The sequence below is a fragment of the Paraburkholderia sp. WS6 genome, from assembly GCF_030464835.1.
In the GTDB taxonomy this organism is placed as follows: Bacteria; Pseudomonadota; Gammaproteobacteria; order Burkholderiales; family Burkholderiaceae; genus Paraburkholderia; species Paraburkholderia madseniana.
Window position 1 is genome coordinate 67,113 of record NZ_JALQCK010000039.1, and the last position, 22,133, is coordinate 89,245.

A 22,133-nucleotide genomic window follows, 5' to 3' on the forward strand; every position below is an offset into this window, starting at 1 on the left:
GATGTGAGTCCACCCGATTTGACAGCCGGCCAGACTTCAAGTGTCATGCTACCGCTCTCAATTTACCTGGCGAGAGAGGCTTTCCCAATACGGCTTACGCAATAGATATTTCTGCAACTTGCCAGTAGCATTTCGCGGAAGTTCATTGCGAAATTCAACACGTTTAGGGCACTTGTAGCCAGCCAGATGCTGGCGACAATGTGCGATGAGCTCTGCGTCGGTCACGTGCTGGCCAGCCTCAATGACAACGAGTGCAGTTACCAGTTCGCCCCATTTTTCGTCCGGAATACCGATGACAGCGACGTCTCGAACGGCAGGATGCGACACCATCGCATTCTCGACCTCGACGGAAGCGACATTCTCACCACCCGAAACGATGACATCTTTGATCCGATCGCTAACCGTGAGGTAGTGGTCTGAAATGAAGCCACCGTCGCCTGTTCTAAACCAGTCGCCGTCATGTGCCTTGGCCGTCGCTTCCGGATCATTCCAGTACGAATCGAGAATTCGACTCGAGCGCGCAAGCACTTCTCCGTCGGCCCCCATCCTCAGTTGCACACCCAGAACCGGTACGCCTGCGCGTCCAAGCAACCGGGCCTGCTCGAAAGAATCCAGATCATCCCACTCTGCACGCATACGATTCAGCGTAAGGAGGGGACCAGTCTCAGTTAGGCCATACATTTGTATGAAGTCCCAACCAAGCTCATCGCGCACGCGCTGGATGGTTCGGGTCGGCGGCGGCGCACCACCACAAATGATGCGCAGTCGACCGTATCCTGGAATCGGGCCATTCCATGTCTTTGCGCCATCGAGGACCGCGTTCACCACGGCAGGCGCGGCACATAGGTACGTCACGCCATGCGCCTGGACACGCTTAAGGACCTCGGTTCCGTCCATCTTCCTTAAGACTATATGCTTGACCCCCATCGCAGTAGCGGCGTAGATGTGCCCCCACCCGCTTCCGTGGAATGCTTGAACTGTATGCAGGTAGACATCCCGATCGGAGACAGATGTCTGCCAACCAAACACTGTCGCGTTTAGCCACAGGTGCCGGTGCGACAGTTGCACGCCTTTCGGTAGCCCTGTGGTTCCCGAGGTGTAGTTGATGACGGCGGTGGCTGTCTCATCTTCGATCCACGGCACTGGATCCGCCGTGCTGCCCCAGATCTGATCGTCGTCGTCGCCAAGCACAAATGTTCTTTGGCACGGGACAAGCTCCGTAAGGTGTCGAAACTCGGGATCAAGTAAAAGGACCTCCGCGCCCGAGTGGGCCATGATGTGACAGATCTCGGCGGGAGCAAGGCGGAAATTCACTGGCACCAGCACACGCCCCCACCCTGACACGCCAAAGAAGGCACATATGAGCCGCGCCGAGTTCTGAGAGACGATAGCAACACGAGCACCGACAGGAACGCCCATCTCGTCCAGGGTCGCAGCCTGCGCGCGAGCCTTACGACCAAGTTCCGCGTAAGTCAGCTCACCCCATGACCGGGCGGGCTGAACCTCTTCGTCGACTATCGCAATGCGGTCGGGGTACGCAGCGAGCGCGCAGTCCAGAAAATCGTTGATGACCAGTGGTTTGTACATAGACACTCCGAAATGATTCCTGCCAGCGGGTTCCTCGACGGTTTTGTTTCCCTTCTGTGCTTTAGAGCCGAAATGCAGAAGAGTCCCCGAATGCGCGGTGCGAACGAAATCAACGTGGGCCCTGTCACAGGCACAACGTTCGCCGGGCAACGCGTCTCACTGCTGACTAGTTTGACAAGTCTGAGCTAAAACTCTGTATCAACGGATACGACGCGATGCAGGGGTTTTCCCGCGCGGCCAAATTCCTGAAGAGATTGCACGCGAATGATCACCGTCAGCGGTAGACGGGAAATGCTGAGCCCTGGAGACCCAGCCGGAACATGTCGCCACCCCAGCATCCTCGATGTTGCGGGATTTGCGCGAATGGCTCTCGACAGCACAGTGCGCGGTGCCAAGCAGCCAGAAACACCAAACATGCCATGTGCACGGCAGTGCCATAAGGCCACGTCATAGGTTATTGCGTCGGGGAATATTTCATCGTTCGATGAACGCCGTGAGGCGCTCTGTAAGGTCCTCCGAAGCAAACAGCAGGGCGGCATTTCGCCGCTCGGCCGGCAGATGTGAACAAAACCCGTCATAGATAGACCGCTTGATTTGGCCTATTGCCCGCGTCGCCGCTAAAGCCATTCGCTTTGCAAAGGCGAGCGTCTGCCCGGTGAGTTCCTCGTCACTGAATAACCGGGTCACCAATCCGAGTCGGAGCGCCTCTTCGGCTGCGACCGAGGTCCCGGCAATCAGGAACTCCAGCGCTCCGGCGGGACCGATCAGAGAAGCGAGACGTTGGGTATCACCGGCTGCTGGGAGTAGTCCGGGTTTGACTTCCGGCAGGTCAATCCGATATTTGCCTGTGGACGCGAAACGCAAATCACAAGCCAACGCGATCTCATATCCGTCACCGAGGGCACGACCGCCGATCTCCGCAATGGAGATCTTCTCGCTATGCGTCAGTTTGCTGAGCGTTTCGTGCAGAAGTGTAATTATCGCCATGTTCTCTTGTGGCGTGTCCTTTCGGAACCACTTAACGTCTCCGCCGCCGGAAAAGAATAGAGGTGGCCCCGTTCGTTCGGACAGTCTTTTCGATTTTTAAGTGGAACGCTGGGTGGTCACGCTGCCGTTTTAGTCGCGGGCAGCATCGCGAAGTAAGCTTCGTCCGGGATATGGTCCGACAGACTTGAATGAGGCCTTCGCTGGCTGTACCACGCCAGGTAGTTAGCGATCAATTTCTTGCCTGGCCGACGGACTCATAAGCCTTCAAATAGTTGAATTGCCCGGCGGGGTCGCACCGCTAGGCCCTCCCAGAAATGTACGTGAGCCTCTCGACTCATACAGCTCCTTTCGTCTGTGATAGGCCCATCTCGACCGATCGCAATGGGCCTCGGCCGAGAGCTCCGTCTCGGCGGACCGACGACTAGACAGCCCACATCGGCAACGGACTGGCGCAGTTACTCGCTCATCGAATCTCAACGGAAATTGCTCGGTTACCCTCTGGCCCTTTCTCGACCTCGAACGCTACTCGCTTGTCATCTCGCAGAGCCTCAAACAAATTGCCTTGCGCTTCTGAACGACGTACACGTAAACATTCGCCTCCATCGTCTGGCTCGATGAACCCATATCCTCTCCTTTCGTCGTACCACTTAACAGTGCCGGTTACCATAAGTTTTCCAATTGTCCAATCCGCAGGCTGGCGCTCGCAGGTCTGTAAGTCCGACTGGAAAAAGCACCATCTTGGGGACGCACTTTTTGTCGGCGTCCCGTCAAATTTGACCGCAGCCTTCGAGGCGAAAAACTTGCGAACGTTACTCGGCGGCTACAGGCTTCGCTTTCTTCTTGTGCTTGAAACGCTCTCCTCGTTGATGTGGTCCTCGCACAGTCCAGGCAAGCTGCTGCGGACAACTACAACGAAGCAATCTGTGTCCCTTTCGGCGACCCGACGGCCGCGTCAAAGTCGCGCACGAAGCTGATGTCGATACCGTTGACCGGCCCTCGATTCATTACGATCGTTCCAACCCGGTCATGTCGAACATATGCTACCTGGCCCATGTCTTTTCCCGTCTTTCAGTTGACGAAGGATCTTACGATACCTTCACGATATCTCGCAGCGTCGCCTTGGTCACTTTCCCAATGGGATTCCGTGGAAGCGCGTCCACAAACACGAATTCGTTTGGGATCTTGTATCGGCCCAGGTGCATTTCACAGTGGGCGCGAACGTCTTGCAGTCCGATGGTGCTTGCTTGCCGCCGAACGATAAAAGCGCGACCGACTTCGCCCCATTTCACGTGAGGCACCCCCACGACCGCGCATTCGGCTACATCGGGCAGAAGGCCAAGAACGCGCTCCACTTCAGCCGGGTAGACGTTCTCGCCACCTGAGATAAACATATCCTTCCGGCGATCGACAATGTAGAAGTAGCCTTCATCGTCTCGATAAGCCACGTCGCCAGTTCGAAACCACCCAGCCGAAGTAAATGATTCGCGGGTCGCTTCAGGCCTCCTCCAATATCCCGGAGTAACGGTTGGTCCACGCACAAGTATTTCGCCAAGCTGGCCATTGGACACAGGCTCACCATCCTGACCCGCGATCACTATTTCAACCAGACTGTTTTGAAGACCGGACGAACGATACTTTTGAGCTGGCATCGCGAGCGGCGAAACGACCGGGAACGGCCCCACTTCTGTCATGCCCCAACACTGCCGTACCGGCACTCCCATCTCGACATATCGCTCAATCGTGGAGACGGCGCAGGGAGCTCCAGCGAAAGCGAATCCCTGCAGCGAAGTTGAGTGAAGCCGTTCGAACCCGGGCTCCTTGAGGAGCATCTCGAGAACGGTCGGAACGCCCGTCGTGTGTGTTATACGTGTCTGTTGGTCCGTCAAGAGTCTCAGGACCAGGCTCCCTTCAAACTCACGAACGACGACGTTGGCGCCCCCGAAAAAGAACACGGGATTTGCGAGGGTCAGCAATCCGCCGGCGTGAAACTGGGGCAGCATGACCAGATTGCGACTGTCCGTGCCCAAGCGGAACGCCGAGCCCATTGCAATCGCATTGGCCAGCTGCATACCGTAGGTGAACTGCACGCCCTTCGGACGACCGGTTGTTCCCGACGTGTAGATCAACGCCCAAAGGTCCTCCTCCTTGCGGACGTAGTTTTCCCGCATCGGCTCCGCATTTAATAACGACTCGTATTCACTACTCGCCCCAGCCGTCATTTCAATCGAGTGCTCGATCGGACCGGTCGAGGCTAATTGCTCAGCCACGTTTCGAAACTCAGACCCGTAAAAAAGAGCTACCGGTTCGGCGTCAGCCACGATCGCCTGTAACTCAGTTATTGACAGTCGCCAGTTCAACGGCACAAAGATCGTTCCTGTCCGCATGCACGCGAATTGTATTTCAAGGACGTCGGTATCGTTGCGCGAAAGGACGAGCACGCGATCGTCCTGTAGCGCCTTAAACACCGTTACGAATGTGCGAGTCAAACGCGCAATCCGATCATCGAATTGCGCGTACGTAAGAACGCGCCCCGAGCTCACATCCTCACAAGCGATACTCGCCGGCGACACCTTCGCGTGATTAGCGATCCAGTCCACCGAAAAAATCCCGTGCTCCATTACGTCTCCTCCGTTTGTAGTGCTGCTCGCGTCTTTTTTCGGTTGCCTTCGTCGGGCCCACGCGAGCGGCAAGCGGACCTGCTCGTACGACGTTAAAAATAATTTCGGGTAATGAATTCGACGACACCTGCCGGTTTGTGACCTTCAATCTCGAGCGTCACGTCCCAAACCACTTGCACACCTTCGCCTTCGACATCGATCACGTTCATCACCTGAAAGCGTGCACGTACACGCACCGGCGCGATGAAACGCACACGACTGAATCCGTAGTTGACGATCGCCCGTTGCCGCGACTCGATCGTCCGGCCGAGCAGCGCCACAATCAGCGACAACGTCAGAAATCCATGTGCTATGGGGCCGCCGAACGGGGATTCGCGCAAAGCTCGTTCGGGATCGACATGGATCCATTGATGGTCTCCTGTCGTCTATGCAAACCCGTTGACGCGCGCCTGGCGATTTCGAGCCAATCACACTTGAGCGGCTGCGCCAACCAGTGCGCGAAGAGAATTGGCATCGGAGACTCTCGTGACGTTGCTGGCCCGCTCCATCGTTAACTCCTCCAGCGCTTCGCTTGTTGTTTGAGCAATAGCACAACATCGTTGTGTCCTCGACTTTCCATGGACCTCCGCCTCCACATCACGAGATATGAATCCAAGAGACTGGTCCGCATCTTTCAGAACTTAAGTGTCGTGCGAACGTGTCAGTTCACCTGACGAGAACGGCCCTCCCAGTAAGGCTTGCGCAATAGAAATTTCTGCAATTTCCCACTGGCAGTTCGCGGAAGATCATTGCGAAATTCAATGCGTTTAGGGCATTTGTAGCCAGCCAGGTGCAAGCGACAATGTGCAATAAGCTCTGCTTCAGTTACGTGCTGGCCAGCCTCAACGACGACGAGCGCAGTTACCATTTCGCCCCATTTTTCGTCCGGAATGCCGATGACCGCGACATCGCGCACGGCAGGATGCGATGCCACCGCATTCTCGACCTCGACGGATGCGACATTCTCACCACCCGAAACGATGACATCTTTGATCCGATCGCTAATCGTGAGGTAGCCGTCTGAAATGAAACCACCGTCGCCTGTTCGAAACCAGTCGCCGTCATGTGCCTTGGCCGTCGCTTCCGGATCGTTCCAGTACGATTCGAGAACTCGACTCGAGCGTACAAGCACTTCCCCGTCGGAACCGATCCTCAGTTGCACCCCCAGAGACGGTACGCCTGCGCGTCCAAGTAATCGAGCCTGTTCGAAAGAATCCAGACCATCCCACTCTGCACGCATACGACACATCGTCACAAAGGGGTTGGTTTCGGTCAGGCCATACAACTGCATAACCTCCCAGCCAAGTTCGTCGCGCACGCGCTGGATGGTTCGGGTCGGCGGCGGCGCGCCCCCACAAATGATACGCAGGCGACCGTATCCGGGAATCGGGCCATTCCAGCTCTTTGCGCCATCGAGGATTGCAGATACCACCGCAGGTGCCGCGCATAGATACGTCACACCATGCAGCTGGATACGCCTAAGGACCTCGGTTCCGTCCATTTTCCTTAAGATTATATGTTTGGCCCCCATCGCAGTAGCGGCGTAGACGTGTCCCCACCCGCTTCCGTGGAATGCTTGAACTGTATGCAGGTAAACATCCCGATCCGAGACAGACGACTGCCAGCCGAACACTGTCGCGTTTAACCACAGGTGCCGGTGCGAAAATTGCGCGCCTTTCGGCAGCCCTGTGGTTCCCGAGGTGTAGTTGATGGCGGCGGTGGCCGTCTCGTCTTCGACCCACGGCACTGGATCCGCTGTGCTGCTCCAGATCTGGTCATCGTCGTCGCCCAAAACAAATGTTCTCTGGCACGGGACCAGCTCAGCAAGGTGCCGGAATTCGGGATCGAGCAAAAGGACCTCCGCACCGGCGTGGGCGACGATGTAACGGATCTCGGCGGGAGCAAGACGGAAATTGACCTGTACCAGCACGCGTCCCCACCCTGATACGCCGAAGAAGGCACATATGAGTCGCGCCGAGTTCTGGGAGACGATAGCAACACGAGCACCTACAGGAACGCCCATCTCGTCCAGGGTTGCAGCCTGCGCACGAGCCTTACGGCCAAGTTCCGCGTAAGTCAGCTCACCCCATGACCGGGCAGGCTGAACCTCTTCATCGACTATCGCGATGCGGTCGGGATAAGCAGCGAGCGCGCGGTCCAGAAAGTCGTTGATGACCAGTGGTTTATACATAAACACTCCGAAATGATTCGTGCCAACGGGATCCTCGATGGTTTTGCTCTTCCTCTGTGCTTCGCAGCCGAAATGCAGAAGAGCTCGCGAATGCGCGGCGCAAACCACATCACCGCGGGCCCCGTCACAGGCACACGCGTTCGCCGTGCAACACGCCCCAATGCCGCCTAGTTTGACAAGGCTGTGCCGAAACTCTGTATCAGCGGATACGGCGCGATGCAGGGGTTTTCCCGCGCGGTAGAAATTTTGAAGAGATCACACATGAACAATCAACGTTATCGGTAGCCGGAGAACATCGTCTAACTGCGTGGATCGGGAATTTTTTTATTTAATCGTCAGTTTCGTATCCGCTGATACAGCGAGCTGCAGAACCAGGAAATACAGTGGGCTACATGAACCACACGACACACTCAATCGCGCAATACGTCCAGGTTCCCATCTGAAGATCAGGAGACTTTAATGAGCGACACAACCGTCAGTCAGTCCGCCGTCGAAACATTGGACATCCGTTCCTCCAGTCCCGTCTCTGGCACCAACGCCGCTTTGGGCGAAGAGGTGGCGGTGCACCTGCATCCGCAGGGCATTCCATTGTTCATCACGCCCGTATCCAGGCGCCTCAAGACGGATATTGCGGCCTTTAAGGCGTGGCTGGTCGACCATGAGGAGGCAATCGACAAATTGCTGCTCCGGTTCGGCGCTGTGCGCCTCCGTGGATTCCCCGTCAAGGGTCCAGAGCAGTTCGGCCATGTGATGTCGCACTATCCCGTCGCCGCGATGGGATACAAGGGCGGCGGTGGACCACGCGCAGAGATTGCAGGCAGGGTGATGGAATCGACACGCACGGAAAAAGACCGCTTCATTCCCCTACACCATGAAATGTGCTACCAACGCCAATGGCCGTTGAAGCTCGCGTTTTACTCCAACATAGTCGCGAGTTCTGGCGGAGCAACCACAATTGGAGATATTCGTCGCTTCGAGGCGAAAATTCCGCAGCGGATCCTTGACGAGGTGCGCAAGCGCGGCGTTCTTTATCGCCGTAATTTCCGCGACGGACGGGTACCGACGGAAGGCTGGAGTGGCCAGTTACTCAACATACATCGCCCCTGGCAAGAAGCGTTCTTCACCGAAGACAAGGCCGATGTCGAAGCTGCATGCGAAGCCGGGGGACTGGAATGGCAATGGTTGGATGATGGAAGCCTGCAGACCGAAATCCGCAAATCCGGTTTCGTCACCCATCCGGTACTTGGTACCAGTCACTGGTTCAACCAGATCAGTAATCTGACCGCGTTACCCACAAGCGCCCGGCAGTGGTACACGCTGACACCCGAGGATGAACGCAACGGTGGACGCTACCCCAACGCAGTTCTGTTCGGCGATGGCGGCACGATTCCTGCCGAGGATGTCAAACTTCTGCGCCAGATCGAAGACGAAATTCGGGTGGACGAGCCTTGGGAGGCAGGCGAGATCTTCATCCTGGACAACATTCTGTGCACACACGGCCGCACCCCTTTTGAAGGTAAGCGCGATACGTTGATTCAATTTCTGGGATCCGGGAGCAATGACTAACGCGCATGCGGTAGACGACAGGACGGTCCTGGATTGGCCAGGACCTGGTCCACTAAATCAAACTCAGGCGACTGACGCGGCAGCCAACGATCCGGCCGGTCAGGAGTGGCAGGTACGTGTCGATCTGGCCGCCTGCTACAGACTGGTCGAACTGTTCGGCTGGAGCGACCTGATAGGAACGCATATTTCGGCACGGTTGCCCGGGCACGAGCATGCCTTCCTCATCAACTCTTTCGGCATGACCTTCGATGAGATTACCGCTACCAGTCTGATCAAGATCGACCTTGAGGGTAACGTAATCGGCGAGTCGCCCTACAACGTCAACAAGGCCGGGTTCGTGATCCATAGCGCGATCCATCAGGTGCGTGATGACGCCAACTGCGTCATTCATCTGCACACTGCGGACAGCATGGCGGTGTCAGCTCTTTCCGAGGGTTTGCTGCCGCTGAATCAGACCGCCATGCTCACGACCGGAGACCTCGCGCAACACGACTATGAGGGGCCGGCCCTTTATCTGGACGAACGCGAGCGATTGCAACGCGACCTAGGCGACAAACATCTGATGCTGCTGCGCAATCACGGTACGCTGGCGGTAGGCGCGAGTATCAGCGAGGCCTTCGTACGCATGTACATGCTGCAGCGCGCCTGCTCCGCGCAGGTACGGACCTTGAGCATGGGCCGACCGTTGCATGAAGTCTCGGCCGCGGCGCGAGCCAGCACTGAAGCGATGGGGAGGAGCCCAACAACGCTGAGCCGCTATGGGCAACTGGCGTGGCCGGCGCTGCTGCGCATGCTAGACCGCAGAATGCCGGGTTACAACATCTAGGCAACTGGTGGCGCCATACCCGTGTAAGAGGCGGGAGCGTCCCGTTGAGCGCCTTCACCGCTGAGGGTGCCCGGTTCGGCTGAAGGCCATAGATTGATTGGACTGCGAATATTTTGCAGATTACGGAAATTTTTTTGGGAGACAGGACGTGAGCAAACAAGCCACCTTTTCACATATCGGACAGAGCACGGCCGAAGACTGGGCAATCATCCTCGGAGAGCTCAAACCCTACGCCGCGACGCTGGCAGACCGCGTGCTCGACCATCTCAAGGTGCTCGAAGACGACTGGGGCGGCTTGCCCGTCGCTCGTCTCACGCATTGCCTGCAGACCGCGACACTGGCGCACCGGGATGGGCGCGATGAAGAGTACGTGGTCTGTGCGCTGCTGCACGATATTGGCGACACCCTCGGCAGCTATAACCATCCAGACATCGCTGCGGCCATGCTTAAACCATTCGTCAGTCCGGAAAATGTCTGGATGGTGCAACATCATGGCGTCTTTCAAGGTTACTACTTCTTCCATAATATAGGTCTCGACCCAAACATGCGTGAACAGTTTCGCAATCAGCCGGAACTGTTCGAGCGTACCGTCGAGTTTTGCGAAAAATACGATGCACCAGCGTTCGATAAGAATTACGACACTTTGCCGCTGTCGTTCTTCGATCCTATGGTTCGGCGCGTCTTCTCGAAGCCGAGTCATTCCATGTATGACAAGATGTTCCGTCCCGCGAAATGAACGACAGCGTCGCGCAATAGTCGAAGCGTGACGCACAACGCACTGATTTACATGACTTGTGTCAGATACCCAATGACTCGTCGATGATTGGAACACAGTGACAGCATGTTTGGCCTGGGCAAGGTGAGAGCCCCGCGGCTGATTACTCTGATATGCGCGAATTAATTCCCGTATGACAGGCAAAAACGTCGATCAACTACCTCAACCGGTTGGTTATCGATTCGTTTCGAGGTCTGCGTTGTTTCTCCTTGCTTCTTGGTGCCACCTGAAGGCCCTTACATTCCTGCGTTTTTCCGATAGCGTACCGTTGAACATTTCGTTGAACAGAAAGCGACCAGGGAAGTCGCTTTCCGTCTTATCGTCAAACTAACTAAAATTTGACCTGAAAACCAAGTCGGGCGAGTGCCATGTGATTGCCCGCGGCTGGAGTCAAGGCATTGATATTCGCAACCGCCGCTTGGCCCGTCGAGTCTATACCGCTTGCTTTCTGGTAAAGGCCAGCCAGATACAGCTCGGTGCGCTTCGAGAGGTAGTAGACAGCACCCAACGAAAACTGGTGATACTTGGCTCCAGAATCGTGAACTGTTGCAAGCGTGCTGTTGACGCTGCTGCCTGTCGTGTAATCATAGGCGGCACCCAACAGGAACGCCGGCGTCAACTGGTACTTCCCACTCACTTCGGCGTTGTTGAACGTGGCGGTCCCAACGTAGCGTAGCGGATTCGGCCCTGACGTAGCCGTATCGCCAAGATTCATGAACTTGACATTGGAGTATGTTGCGCCGAACGTGGCGGCGCCAAACTTGTATGACCCTCCTGTCGAAATTACCTGATAGGTATGCGCTGATGCATAGCCGGAGAACACTGGATTGGTGGCCGGCGAGGTGTTATTGACTGTGACACCGCCACCGGTTGGATTGTCGCCAAAGAATGAGTTATTCGGATTGCGGACGTTCAAATAGCCCACTCCGAGCGCGACCGTTCCATTCGTGTAGCCAGCGCCCAACGAAATCACCTGGTTGAGTGAAATCGCCCCCGGCTGACCACCGAAGCTATACAGGCCACCAAAGGTCAATCCGTTATAGTTTGTACTGGTGTATTTGACCGAATTGTTCGTTCGAAAGGAATTGTTCAGATTGTCGAGATCACCGGGGTGAGCGGCGCGGTGCCCCCCCCACTGCTCGCCTATTCCGAGTGGTCCGACGAAGTCCACCACGCTGTCATACTGTCGACCCAGAGTAACGGAGCCGTAGGTTGTACTTGAGAGACCGACATACGCTTGACGGCCCCACTCATCTCCGCCTTGATTCAGCTTGCCTGTGTTAATTTCAAACCCGTTCTCCAATAAAAATATCGCCTTCAATCCAGAGCCCAGATCCTCAGAGCCTCGCATTCCCCATCGCGAACCTAGGGCACCGCTTGTCGAGTCCAGTTGATAAAGCGTCTTGCCTTCTCCCGGACCGGTCTTGACATTGCTGATCATCTCAAAGCCCTCATCAATGACGCCGTATAGGGTGACACTGCTTTGAGCGTTGGCCACATTCGCGAACGCGCCCATGGCTACAACCATGCAAAATGACCTTTTCATCGCACGAGTCTCCATTGTTTAGTATTACTAAGGTAACTACGAAACCAATGACATACTTAATAGACCAATGAGTATTCGATCTCCGGGCGTCGTGAGGGGTGGCCAGTCGCGCAGGCCTACGCTACCGAAGGTCAGCGAAACTCGTTCGTCAGTGCGTCAATTTTCGGCGATCGGATCGAATATCGGCTGTCAGCGTCACATCCACGACAGAAGCTGACCACCATCTACTGGAATGACCGCACCAGTGATATATCTGCTGGCGTCAGATGCAAGAAGCAAAGTCGCGCCGTCAAGGTCTCGCGGTTGGCCAAACCGGCGCTGTGGGATGCGCTGGCGAATGTGCTCTGCCAATCCAGCGCTTTCGAAGTGCTCATGCATGTCGGTTTCTATGTTTCCCGGTGCAATCGCATTTACTCGAATCTGCTTGGATGCCAGTTCCAGTGCCATGATCGAGGTTAGGTGGAGCAGGCCTGCCTTCGCTGCTCCGTAACTCGAAAGCCGACCCGCGGCCCGCAGCCCGGACGTGGACGCAACATTGATGATTGATCCCTCACCAAGTTGCGCCATCCGCCGCGCGCCCTGCTGCGCCATCAAAAAGGCACCTTTCAGATTTGTGTCGAAGATGCGGCTGACCTGGTCAGCATCCTGGGAAAGAAAACGCTCCACGTATGTGATACCGGCACAATTGAACAGGATATCGACAGGCTTGCCCATCAATCTCTCTGCAGTTTTCCAGGCGCTGTCGATGCTTGACGGTTGTGTGACATCAAGCGCGACCGCGCAGGCGTCTAGTCCCTCAGCTCGCATCAATCGCACGGCATCCGCAAGTTTGTCCTCGCGGCGCGCAGCCAGAACGACCCTGGCCCCTGCCTTCGCCAGAGTCCAGGCCGCATGATGTCCGATGCCGCTCGAGGCGCCCGCGACGAGGGCGGTCTTGCCTTTCAGACTGAATATGTCACTCTGCTCGCTCAATTGTGCCTCCCCTGATTTGCTTACGTGCGCTCGTTCGGCAAGACTTGCGGGTCAAATCTGGAATCTGTCGCATTGAATGAATACGGTCCCTAGACTTGTGAATTCATATATCGTTCACGTCACTCACGAGCAGGTCGCCTCAAGCTGCGTCTGCTTCCCTTGCATCAAAACCAGACGTCTTGCATATCGAGCGTGGTGCGATCCAGCGTCTCAAGCAAGTCAAGTTGCGCCGTCACGCGCGGCAATTCCCATTTGAAGAAATACGCGGCGGCGGCCAGCTTGCCTCGATAGAACGCTTCGTCTTCGTTGCTTCTGTTCGCGGATAGCGCGGCATGTGCTTCGATTGCCTGTTCCAGCCAGATCCACGCCAGTACGATGTGGCCGAATGCCTCGAGGTACACCGATGCGTTAGCAAGCGTAAGAGTTGAGTCTCCCGCCGCCCACAGTTGCTGCGTAACGAGCGTCAGCCCCCCCATCGCAGTGCTCAGCGTATGCGCATATTCGTGGATCTCAGCATCCTTTGTGGCAAACGCCCTGATGACACCGGCCCGCACCGTCTCGCTGACGATCCCCAATGCCGTGCCGTCTTTCATCATTACCTTGCGACCCAGCAGGTCCAATCCCTGGATCCCATGCGTGCCTTCGTGGATCGGGTTCAGACGGTTGTCGCGATAGAACTGCTCGACGTTGTACTCCCGCGTGTAGCCGTAGCCGCCGTGCACCTGGATCGCGAGGTTGTTCGCTTCCAGGCACCATTGCGCGGGCCAGCTCTTGGCGATCGGCGTCAGAATATCGAGCAATAACGTGGCGCGCTCGCGCGCAACTGCGTCCCCGGCAGCCTGTGCGGTGCGCTCCTGGTCGACCAGCTTCGCACAGTACAGGTTCAGCGCCAGCGCACCTTCCGTATAGCTCTTCTGCGCGAGCAGCATCCGGCGTATATCGGCGTGCTCGATCAGCTTCACCTGGGGGCTCGAGGGGTCTTTGCCGCCTTTACCGATGGCGCGACCTTGCGGCCGGTTCCGTGCATAATCAAGTGCGTGCAGGTAGCCGGTATAGCCGAGGACTGCGGCACCGAGCCCCACGCCAATGCGCGCTTCGTTCATCATGTGGAACATGCACGCGAGGCCCCGCCCGGGCTGGCCCACCAGATAACCGATTGCACCAGCCTTGTCGCCTGGCCGGTATTTAACGCCTTCGCCAAAATTCAGCAGACAGTTCGTTGTGCCGCGATATCCCATTTTGTGGTTCAGACCCGCGAGCACTACATCGTTGTGCTCGCCAAGCGAGCCATCACCATTGACGAGGTACTTCGGCACAACAAAGAGTGAGATGCCGCTGACCCCAGGTATCAGCTTTCCGTCTGGACCTGGGATTTTGGCGAGCACCAGATGTACGATATTTTCGGACAACTCATGCTCGCCACCGGATATCCACATCTTGTTGCCACGCAGCCGGTACTGCTGGCCGAGCGGCGATTCGCCCTCGTATTCAGCGCGAGTGGTGATGTCTGATAACGACGAACCCGCCTGCGGCTCCGATAGACACATCGTGCCGAAGAAACGACCTTCCATCTCAGGTCGCACGAACGCATCGATCTGCGCCGGCGCGCCGTACGTGAGCAGGAGATTCGCATTGCCGATGGTCAGGAATGGATACGCGGCGGTCGCTGCGTTCGCGCCTAGGAAGTACGCGAAGCAGGCCTTCTCCACAACCAGCGGTAGTTGCATACCGCCGAGTTCATAGTCCTGGCCAGCGGCCATCAAACCCGCTGCGTTAAAGGCATCGAGCGCAGTTTGTACTTCGGGGATGATGTGAACGGTTTCACCGTCGAAATGCGGTTCCTGCTGGTCGCTCTTCTTGTTGTGCGTAGCGAATAATTCGGTAGCGATTTTCTCGCAAGTGTCGAGTGCCGCGTCGAAGGTCTCGCGCGTATGCTCGGAATAGCGGGGAATGCTCGTCAGCTCCTCGACGCGGAGCCACTCGTAGAGCAGGAAGTTCAGGTCGCGGCGGGAGAGAATCAGTGACATGACGGCACTCCGCTCAAAGAACTTCGAAGAGGCCGGCCGCGCCTTGCCCCCCGCCCACGCACATCGTGACTACCACGTGCCTCACGCCACGACGCTTGCCCTCGATCAGTGCGTGGCCAACGAGGCGTGCGCCGGACACTCCGTACGGGTGACCAACCGCAATTGCGCCGCCGTTCACGTTCAGCCGCTCCATCGGAATGCCCAGTTGATCGGCGCAGTAGAGCACCTGCACGGCGAATGCTTCGTTCAGTTCCCATAAGCCGATGTCTTCGACTTTCAGGCCGGTCCTTTTCAGCAGCTTGGGGACCGCGAACACCGGACCGATGCCCATTTCATCCGGCTCGCACCCCGCTACCGCAAATCCGCGAAACACGCCCAACGGTTGCAAGCCTTTCGCAGCAGCCACACGCGCGTTCATCACCACGGCTGCCGACGCTCCATCCGAAAACTGCGACGCATTGCCCGCCGAAATTACGCCACCGGGAGTGGCAGAACGAATTTTCGATACGTCTTCGAGCGTCGTATCGGCGCGAATTCCTTCGTCGGCCGCGACCGTCACCTCCCTGGTCACGATCTGTCCGGTGGCTTCGTCGGTCATACCAGAGAGCACCGTCATCGGTACGATCTCCTCGTTGAAGAGTCCAGCGGCCTGTGCAGACGCGGCGCGTTGCTGGCTGCGTACACCGTATTCGTTCTGACGTTCACGGGGGATCCCGTAGCGGGTCGATACGTTCTCGGCGGTCTGCAGCATGCTCCAGTAAATTTCCGGTTTGCGCTGCAAAAGCCACGGGTCGCTGGCGAATTGCATGTTCAATTGCCGCTGCGTCAACGAGATGCTTTCCACACCGCCTGCAACGTAAAAATCGCCCTCATCGGCGATCACACGCTGCGCGGCCATCGCGATCGCCTGCAAGCCCGATGCGCAGAAGCGGTTCACGGTGGCGCCCGGGACCGTCACCGGGCAGCCGGCGCGCAGGGCGATCTGCCGCGCAATATTGGTGCCAGTCGCGCCTTCGGGATTCGCGCACCCCATTAACACATCGTCTATTTCGCCAGCTTCTATGCCTGCGCGCGCGATCGCGTGCCGCACCGCATGGGCGCCAAGCGTGGCGCCGTGGGTCATGTTGAATGCACCTTTCCAGCTCTTCGCGAGTCCGGTACGCGCCGTGGAGACGATCACTGCTTCATTCATGTCCTGTTCCTTGATATGCTCTGACGTCAGACCCGCCGTCACAGAGCACGGGTTCCACCCATTGGGCTGCCTGGAAGGACGGCAAGTTAGTCGTTAAAACGCGTGCCCGCGTCTACGAGCTGCTGCAAGAGTGGCGCGACCTGCCACGCCTTGCCCTGATAGCCCTTCGCGTAGCGGCGGATCGCCTGCGCAACGTTGTACAGACCGACCTCGTCCGCATACTGCATCGGGCCGCCGCGCCATCGCGGAAAGCCGTAACCGCTTAGATAGACCAGGTCGATGTCCGATGCCTTCGACGCGATCCCTTCCTCGACGATCAGCGCTCCTTCATTGACGAGCGCGTACACCAAACGCTCGACAATCTCCTCGTCGGATATTTTGCGCCGCGTGAGACCAAGATCCTCTGTATGCCGGATAATCATGTCGTTGACTTGCTGGCTCGGGTAGGCTCTGCGGTCATCCTCCCTGTAGTCGTACCAGCCCGCGCCGACCTTCTGGCCGAAGCGCCCCGTTTCGCACAGCAAGTCGGCCGTCTTCGAATACGTAAACGCCGGCTGCTCAACAGCGCGGCGCTTTCTGATCTCCCGGCTGATGTCGTTACCAGCCATGTCGATCATCCGAAAAGGGCCCATCGCGAAGCCGAATTTCTCGATGGCCCTGTCGACCTGCTCGGGCAGCGCACCCTCGTCGAGTAGGAAACCAGCCTGACGACTGTACTGTTCAATCATCCGATTGCCGATAAAGCCGTCGCATACACCAGACACGACGGCGACCTTCCCGATCTTCTTTGCGAGCCGCATCACAGTGGCAAGGACATCCTTTGCGGTCTCCTCGCCACGCACGACTTCGAGTAGCTTCATCACGTTGGCCGGGCTGAAAAAGTGCATACCGACCACATCCTTCGGACGCGTTGTGAATTCGGCGATCTTGTTGACATCCAGCGTCGACGTATTTGACGCGAGAATCGCACCCGGTTTCATCACCTTGTCGAGCTGTCTGAACACGGCCTGCTTGACGCTCATGTCTTCGAACGCGGCTTCGATCGCGAGGTCCGCGTTCTTGATGTCGTCGTAGGACAGCGTGGTCGTAAGCATGCCGATACGCGCTTCGATGTCCTCCTGAGTGAGCTTGCCTTTTTTTGATGTGTTTTCGTAGTGGCGGCGGATAGCGGCAACCCTTCGTTCGAGCGCGTCTGCTTTCATCTCCAGCATCGTCACCGGGATTCCGGCGTTCAGAAAGCTCATGCTAATGCCACCGCCCATCGTGCCGGCACCGATTACTGCAACTTTCGCGATGTTTCGAGTGAGCGTATCGACAGGTACGTCCGCAATCTTGCTCGCCGCGCGCTCGGCGAGGAACGCATGTCGTAGCGCACGCGACTCGGGGCTGGTCAGCAGGTAGAGGAATGCATCGCGCTCCTCCTTGATGCCCTGATCGAACGGTTTGAGTGACGCAGCGATGGCATCCACGCACTTAACCGGAGCCGGATAGCCCCTTGCACTCGCAGCGACCGTATTGCGGACGAATCCCAGATACGCCTCGGCGTTTTCGTGATGCACATTCAAGTCGCGTACGCAGGGATGCGGAGCCCCAGCAGCGGCTGCATCCCGTGCAAACTTCAGGGCCTTCCATAGCAATTCATCCATTGCGAAGCAGTCAAACAGCTTCGTGCCAGCAAGCTCCTCAGACATCATTGTCTTGCCCGACACGATCATATTCACCGCTGTCTCAAGGCCGACCACGCGCGGCAGGCGTTGTGTACCTCCAGCCCCGGGCAGCAGGCCCAGATTCACTTCTGGTAGCGCAACCCGCGTTCCCTTGACCGTAACGCGATAGTGACAGCCGAGGGCCAGCTCCAGGCCGCCGCCCATCGCGACCGAATGAACCGCTGCAACAACGGGCTTCGGTGACGCCTCGATCGTATCGATTATCGTTTGCAGGTTCGGTTCCTGTAGCGCCTTAGGCGTACCGAACTCGGGAATATCACCGCCACCCGAGAACGCATTCCCCGTACCGGTGAGGACAATCGCCCTGACGCCCGCGTCATCCAGCGCACGGACCATTCCGTCCGCGATGCCCACTCTTGTGCTGTGACTGAGCGCATTAACCGGAGGATTGTCGAGTGAAATGATGGCTACACTGTCCTGGACCTGATACTGCGCTGTCATGCCGGTTCCTTTTGACGCCTCGAAATTGTCTGGCAATTCGGAGATTCAGTTCATGCACGAGCCGACTTGTTACGATGTCGATGCATGTCAGCCCGCTGCGGATACTCCCGTCCACCGTCCTCACGCACAACCACCGACGACGTTCCCAGCATTGACTAGCTGCCGCGGAAAATCGGCGAGCGTTTCTCGAGAAAGGCACGCGCACCTTCTCTCGCATCCTCTGTTTCGAAGAGCGGTACTTGCCCGTCGCGCTCACGGTCAAGGGCCTCGTCCAGATGTGACAGCGTCGTGGCCGTAATGGCTCCTTTCATCGCAGCGAACGCCTTGGTCGGTCCGTTCCTGATTTTTTGCACTAGAGCTTCCAATTCCGCATCGTAGGCCTCGTCGGCTACCGATCGGTAGATCAGTCCCGCCGCCATTGCCTCGTCAGCGGACAGCCGATCGCCGAGCATTGCCATGCTGTTAGCACGTGCACGACCAATCGAAGCACCAATCAACTCCGTTGCGCCGCCGTCCGGCATCATGCCAATGTTCACAAAAGACAGAAGAAAGTACGCTGACTGCTTGGCAAGTGCCATGTCAGCAGCGATGGCGATGGAGCAGGCCATTCCAACTGCGGGACCATTGATTCCGCTTATAACGGGCACGCGCGAACGCACGATCGCGCGCACAAGCCGGTGACCGCTGTCCACGGTTTCAATATTGATGCCGCTCTTGAAATCGCCCCCGGCGCTAAAGGCGCGACCCTCGCCGCTGATCACAATTACCCGTACTTCGTCCGACACATCATTGATGGCTTGTGCGGCATTCTCAAACATTGAAGCGTCGAATGCATTGAGACGGTCCGGCCTGTTCCACTTGATGGAGAGAACTCCATCCGAATTGTTGACGAGTACGTGTTGCGTCATGCTCGGCTCCTCTTTCTCCAAAACGGGTGACGTTTGTCTGCAAGACCCGGCCTGTGCTCCCTGTGGGATTAACATGCTCGTTCGCGACGGGCTTATGGGACGAGCACGACCTTACCGGTTGCAATTCTCTGGTCGATCGCGAGCAGAGCTTCGGACGCATCCCGGAGTGCGTAGGTCGCTCCGATGACCGGGCTAAGCACCCCGCTTTGAACATGTGGTTTAATCGCCCTCCACTGAGCCTGCAAACGCCCAGGACGCTTGTAGACGTCCCAGCCGACGCCGATCACGGAAATGTTGTTCAGCATCAGACGATTGACCTGGACGGAGGGTATCGTGCCTGCCGTAAAGCCGAGAACGAGGATCCGACCGCTTTCCTTGAGCGACCGCAGAGAGTCGGTAAAACGCTCACCACCGACGGGGTCAACGACAATGTCCACGCCGCCGAGGGCTTTTACAGCCTTGCCGAATCCTTCGGCCAGAACATACTCATCAGCGCCTGCAGCAACAGCGACAGCGCCCTTCTCGGGCGTCGACGTTACGGCGATGACCCGGCTGGCACCGAAAGCCTTTGCGATTTGAATCGCCGCCGTTCCAACCCCACCGGCCGCACCGTGGACGAGTACCGATTCACCCGACACGAAGTGACCGCGTTCGATAAGTGCAAAGTAGGCAGTAAAGTAGTTGAGCGGAAGAGCGGCGCCCTTCTCGAAGGAGACGCCGTCCGGAAGCGCAAATGTCATGTCGACCGCCGCGACCGCTTGTTCTGCGAAGCCACCAATCATCGGCAGTGCCGTGTAATCCGGTCCCTGGAAGGTTGCGATCGCGGCAACCCGGTCGCCCGCAGCAAATCCTGAATCCGCAGGGGCGGTAACTACGACTCCAGCAATCTCAGACCCGGGCGTATGCGGAAACGCAGGCTTTTCGTGGTAAAGACCTCGCGAACGAAGGAGCTCTGGAAACCCAACGCCAGCGGCGCGAACACTGATTAAAACCTGATCATGCGCCGGCTTAGGCGGCTCAACGTCTACAAGTTCAATCGAAGTCGGACCGTCCAGTTTGGTAATCTGTATTGCTTTCATGAGGTTCGGTGTTCCGCGTGGTTTATGTAACGTCACTGTATTTCCTCTTTCCGCAGCCCGCTGTATCAGCGGATACGAAACTGCCGGCCGAATCAAAAAAAGTATTCCGGCTCAGCGGCAGTTGAAGGATGAACATGAGGACCTGTCGAGCATTGCTAGTAGGGAGATTGACGGGGTTCGGTTAGCGACAACGAGAGCGGGCGCGGGTCTTCAATTGCCCCCATTGCGTGCCGTGCTGTTCGCTTCGTCGCAACTCTGTGCGAGGCTTGTCGTGCGTGCTTCGATGGATTGAATCACGGACATCATATCGAGCCGGCCATTACCCAGGTCTACGCTTTCCCCGTAAAGTTTCCGGCTCAGGTCCAGCAAGGGTGAGGCAATGCCAGCGGCACGCGCCGCATCAGCGATCAACTGGCAACTGGTAAAGGCATCCGCTGTAGCCGCTTGCACGGCGAAATCGCGCTCGACGAGCTTGGGGATCTTCACACGTGTCACGTCGCAGGCCATCGGCCCTGAGTCGATCGCGACCTTAAAAGTATTGAGATCCAGGCCGTTTCGCTCGGCGAAGTGCATCGCTTCAGACAAGCCAACGAGCATCGTGTTCACGTAAAGATTGACTGCCAGTTTCATGAGCAGTGCATTGCCGACCGGACCACACATCACCGCTTCGCGGCACATCGGTGCGAGCATCGGGCGTATCTTTACGACGGTTTCAGGATTGCCACCTAGCAAAGACACCAATTGACCGGTCTCGGCCGGTTTTCGCGAACCAGACACAGGCGCTTCGACATAGCAACCGCCGGCCGCATGAATGTCCGCAGCGAGTCCTCGCGAGTAGTCTGGCGCAACCGAACTCATACTGACGATGGTGTGCCCTGCGACACGCGACGCGAACGCCGGCATGCCGCGCTCCAGCACCGCATCGATCGCCAAGCTATCTGCCAGCATGACGATCACCGTTTTTGCCTGCCGGAATACCTCGCCAGCACTCTCCATCACTCGGGCACCAACGGCGCGCAGTGGCTCGGCGCGTGCGGATGATCGATTCCACACAACGAGCCTGGTACCCGCCTTTGCCAAATTCAGAGCCATGGGCTGGCCCATTCCGCCCAGCCCGATGAAACCAATTTCCTCGTGCGCCCGAGACCCGGCGCTTTCTGTTGCGAATACCATTTTCGATAATCCTGAATTGCGAAACGCGGAGGCGCGACTTCGCTCGGAACGGTTGGACCCGCCAGTCGTGCGGACTTGGCACGCGCTTACTGCTGAATTTCCAGTGGTGGTGCTCCGAGCCGTCCAGCGAACGGTCCATCTTCGTCATCCGCGATGACGAAACCGTGCTCACGGCCTTTCTTGTCGATTGGCGTCGCGACCACTGCCGTTCCGCAGATGAGTGCATCATGCAGTGCGCGCACACCTTCGAGGTCAAATTTTCCCGTCATACGATTCATGTTCTTTCGGATATCGAATCGTCATCAGATAATCGGGTCGGATGCAATGGGAACCTTGACGCACTGCACGATTTAATGTGTCGTGTGGTTTGTGTCACTCCTCTCACTTTATTTCCTTGTTCCTCCGTCCGCTGTATCAGCGGATACGAAACTGGCAGCAAATCAAAAAATCCCGGATACACGGTATTGTGCGATGAACCT

The 22,133-nt window shown here is 57.3% G+C and carries 17 protein-coding genes and 2 pseudogenes; 3 read left to right on the forward strand and 16 right to left on the reverse strand.

Going from position 1 to position 22,133, the window contains the following annotated elements; all coding sequences use genetic code 11:
- Window positions 1-57: 57 nt before the first annotated feature.
- The 7 genes and pseudogenes from M0D64_RS34165 to M0D64_RS34195 form a co-directional block, all read right to left on the reverse strand.
- On the reverse strand, window positions 58-1,587 hold the full coding sequence (locus tag M0D64_RS34165) for an AMP-binding protein (RefSeq protein ID WP_266261052.1): 1,530 nt from the start codon (window positions 1,585-1,587) through the stop codon (window positions 58-60).
- 474 nt (window positions 1,588-2,061) lie between these two features.
- Entirely contained in the window at window positions 2,062-2,658 is a 597-nt protein-coding gene (locus tag M0D64_RS34170) for an enoyl-CoA hydratase/isomerase family protein (RefSeq protein WP_266261080.1), read from the reverse strand.
- Between the two features lie 32 nt (window positions 2,659-2,690).
- Window positions 2,691-2,845 (reverse strand): annotated as a pseudogene (locus tag M0D64_RS34175) (integrase core domain-containing protein); the annotation flags it as partial.
- 192 nt (window positions 2,846-3,037) lie between these two features.
- Window positions 3,038-3,241, reverse strand: coding sequence for a cold-shock protein (locus tag M0D64_RS34180; RefSeq protein ID WP_266261053.1), 204 nt, complete (start codon window positions 3,239-3,241; stop codon window positions 3,038-3,040).
- Window positions 3,242-3,659: 418 nt separating this feature from the next.
- On the reverse strand, window positions 3,660-5,192 hold the full coding sequence (locus M0D64_RS34185; protein WP_266261054.1) for an AMP-binding protein: 1,533 nt from the start codon (window positions 5,190-5,192) through the stop codon (window positions 3,660-3,662).
- A gap of 92 nt (window positions 5,193-5,284) precedes the next feature.
- Window positions 5,285-5,740, reverse strand: a pseudogene (locus M0D64_RS34190) (MaoC family dehydratase).
- 152 nt (window positions 5,741-5,892) lie between these two features.
- Window positions 5,893-7,422: an AMP-binding protein gene (locus tag M0D64_RS34195; protein ID WP_266261055.1), complete on the reverse strand. Its 1,530-nt coding sequence runs from the start codon at window positions 7,420-7,422 to the stop codon at window positions 5,893-5,895.
- A 459-nt stretch (window positions 7,423-7,881) separates the two neighbouring features.
- Here M0D64_RS34195 and M0D64_RS34200 point away from each other — a divergent pair, with 459 nt between their 5' ends.
- From M0D64_RS34200 to M0D64_RS34210, 3 genes are all read left to right on the forward strand, one after another.
- Window positions 7,882-8,988: a TauD/TfdA family dioxygenase gene (locus M0D64_RS34200; protein ID WP_266261056.1), complete on the forward strand. Its 1,107-nt coding sequence runs from the start codon at window positions 7,882-7,884 to the stop codon at window positions 8,986-8,988.
- Window positions 8,981-9,814: a class II aldolase/adducin family protein gene (locus M0D64_RS34205; RefSeq protein ID WP_266261057.1), complete on the forward strand. Its 834-nt coding sequence runs from the start codon at window positions 8,981-8,983 to the stop codon at window positions 9,812-9,814. Before M0D64_RS34200 ends, M0D64_RS34205 begins: the two co-directional genes overlap by 8 nt.
- A gap of 148 nt (window positions 9,815-9,962) precedes the next feature.
- A complete protein-coding gene (locus M0D64_RS34210; protein WP_266261058.1) occupies window positions 9,963-10,550 on the forward strand; it encodes an HD domain-containing protein in 588 nt (195 codons plus the stop codon).
- A gap of 370 nt (window positions 10,551-10,920) precedes the next feature.
- Here the strand turns inward: M0D64_RS34210 and M0D64_RS34215 are convergent, their stop codons facing one another.
- From M0D64_RS34215 to M0D64_RS34255, 9 genes are all read right to left on the reverse strand, one after another.
- The gene (locus M0D64_RS34215) at window positions 10,921-12,135 is read right to left on the reverse strand and encodes a porin (protein WP_266261059.1); all 1,215 of its coding nucleotides are present in this window, start codon (window positions 12,133-12,135) and stop codon (window positions 10,921-10,923) included.
- A gap of 195 nt (window positions 12,136-12,330) precedes the next feature.
- Window positions 12,331-13,107, reverse strand: coding sequence for an SDR family NAD(P)-dependent oxidoreductase (locus M0D64_RS34220; protein ID WP_266261060.1), 777 nt, complete (start codon window positions 13,105-13,107; stop codon window positions 12,331-12,333).
- 164 nt (window positions 13,108-13,271) lie between these two features.
- Window positions 13,272-15,134, reverse strand: coding sequence for an acyl-CoA dehydrogenase (locus tag M0D64_RS34225; RefSeq protein WP_266261061.1), 1,863 nt, complete (start codon window positions 15,132-15,134; stop codon window positions 13,272-13,274).
- Between the two features lie 13 nt (window positions 15,135-15,147).
- The gene (locus tag M0D64_RS34230) at window positions 15,148-16,326 is read right to left on the reverse strand and encodes an acetyl-CoA C-acyltransferase (RefSeq protein ID WP_266261062.1); all 1,179 of its coding nucleotides are present in this window, start codon (window positions 16,324-16,326) and stop codon (window positions 15,148-15,150) included.
- Window positions 16,327-16,412: 86 nt separating this feature from the next.
- Window positions 16,413-18,494 carry a 3-hydroxyacyl-CoA dehydrogenase NAD-binding domain-containing protein gene (locus M0D64_RS34235; protein ID WP_266261063.1) on the reverse strand — a complete coding sequence of 694 codons (2,082 nt, stop codon included), beginning with the start codon at window positions 18,492-18,494 and terminating at the stop codon, window positions 16,413-16,415.
- Window positions 18,495-18,649: 155 nt separating this feature from the next.
- The gene (locus M0D64_RS34240) at window positions 18,650-19,402 is read right to left on the reverse strand and encodes an enoyl-CoA hydratase-related protein (protein WP_266261064.1); all 753 of its coding nucleotides are present in this window, start codon (window positions 19,400-19,402) and stop codon (window positions 18,650-18,652) included.
- 92 nt (window positions 19,403-19,494) lie between these two features.
- Window positions 19,495-20,481 (reverse strand): NADPH:quinone oxidoreductase family protein, encoded by a 987-nt coding sequence (locus M0D64_RS34245; RefSeq protein ID WP_266261065.1) that lies wholly within the window; start codon window positions 20,479-20,481, stop codon window positions 19,495-19,497.
- 210 nt (window positions 20,482-20,691) lie between these two features.
- Entirely contained in the window at window positions 20,692-21,654 is a 963-nt protein-coding gene (locus tag M0D64_RS34250; RefSeq protein WP_266261066.1) for an NAD(P)-dependent oxidoreductase, read from the reverse strand.
- Between the two features lie 86 nt (window positions 21,655-21,740).
- Window positions 21,741-21,932 (reverse strand): hypothetical protein, encoded by a 192-nt coding sequence (locus tag M0D64_RS34255; RefSeq protein WP_266261067.1) that lies wholly within the window; start codon window positions 21,930-21,932, stop codon window positions 21,741-21,743.
- Window positions 21,933-22,133: the final 201 nt, after the last annotated feature.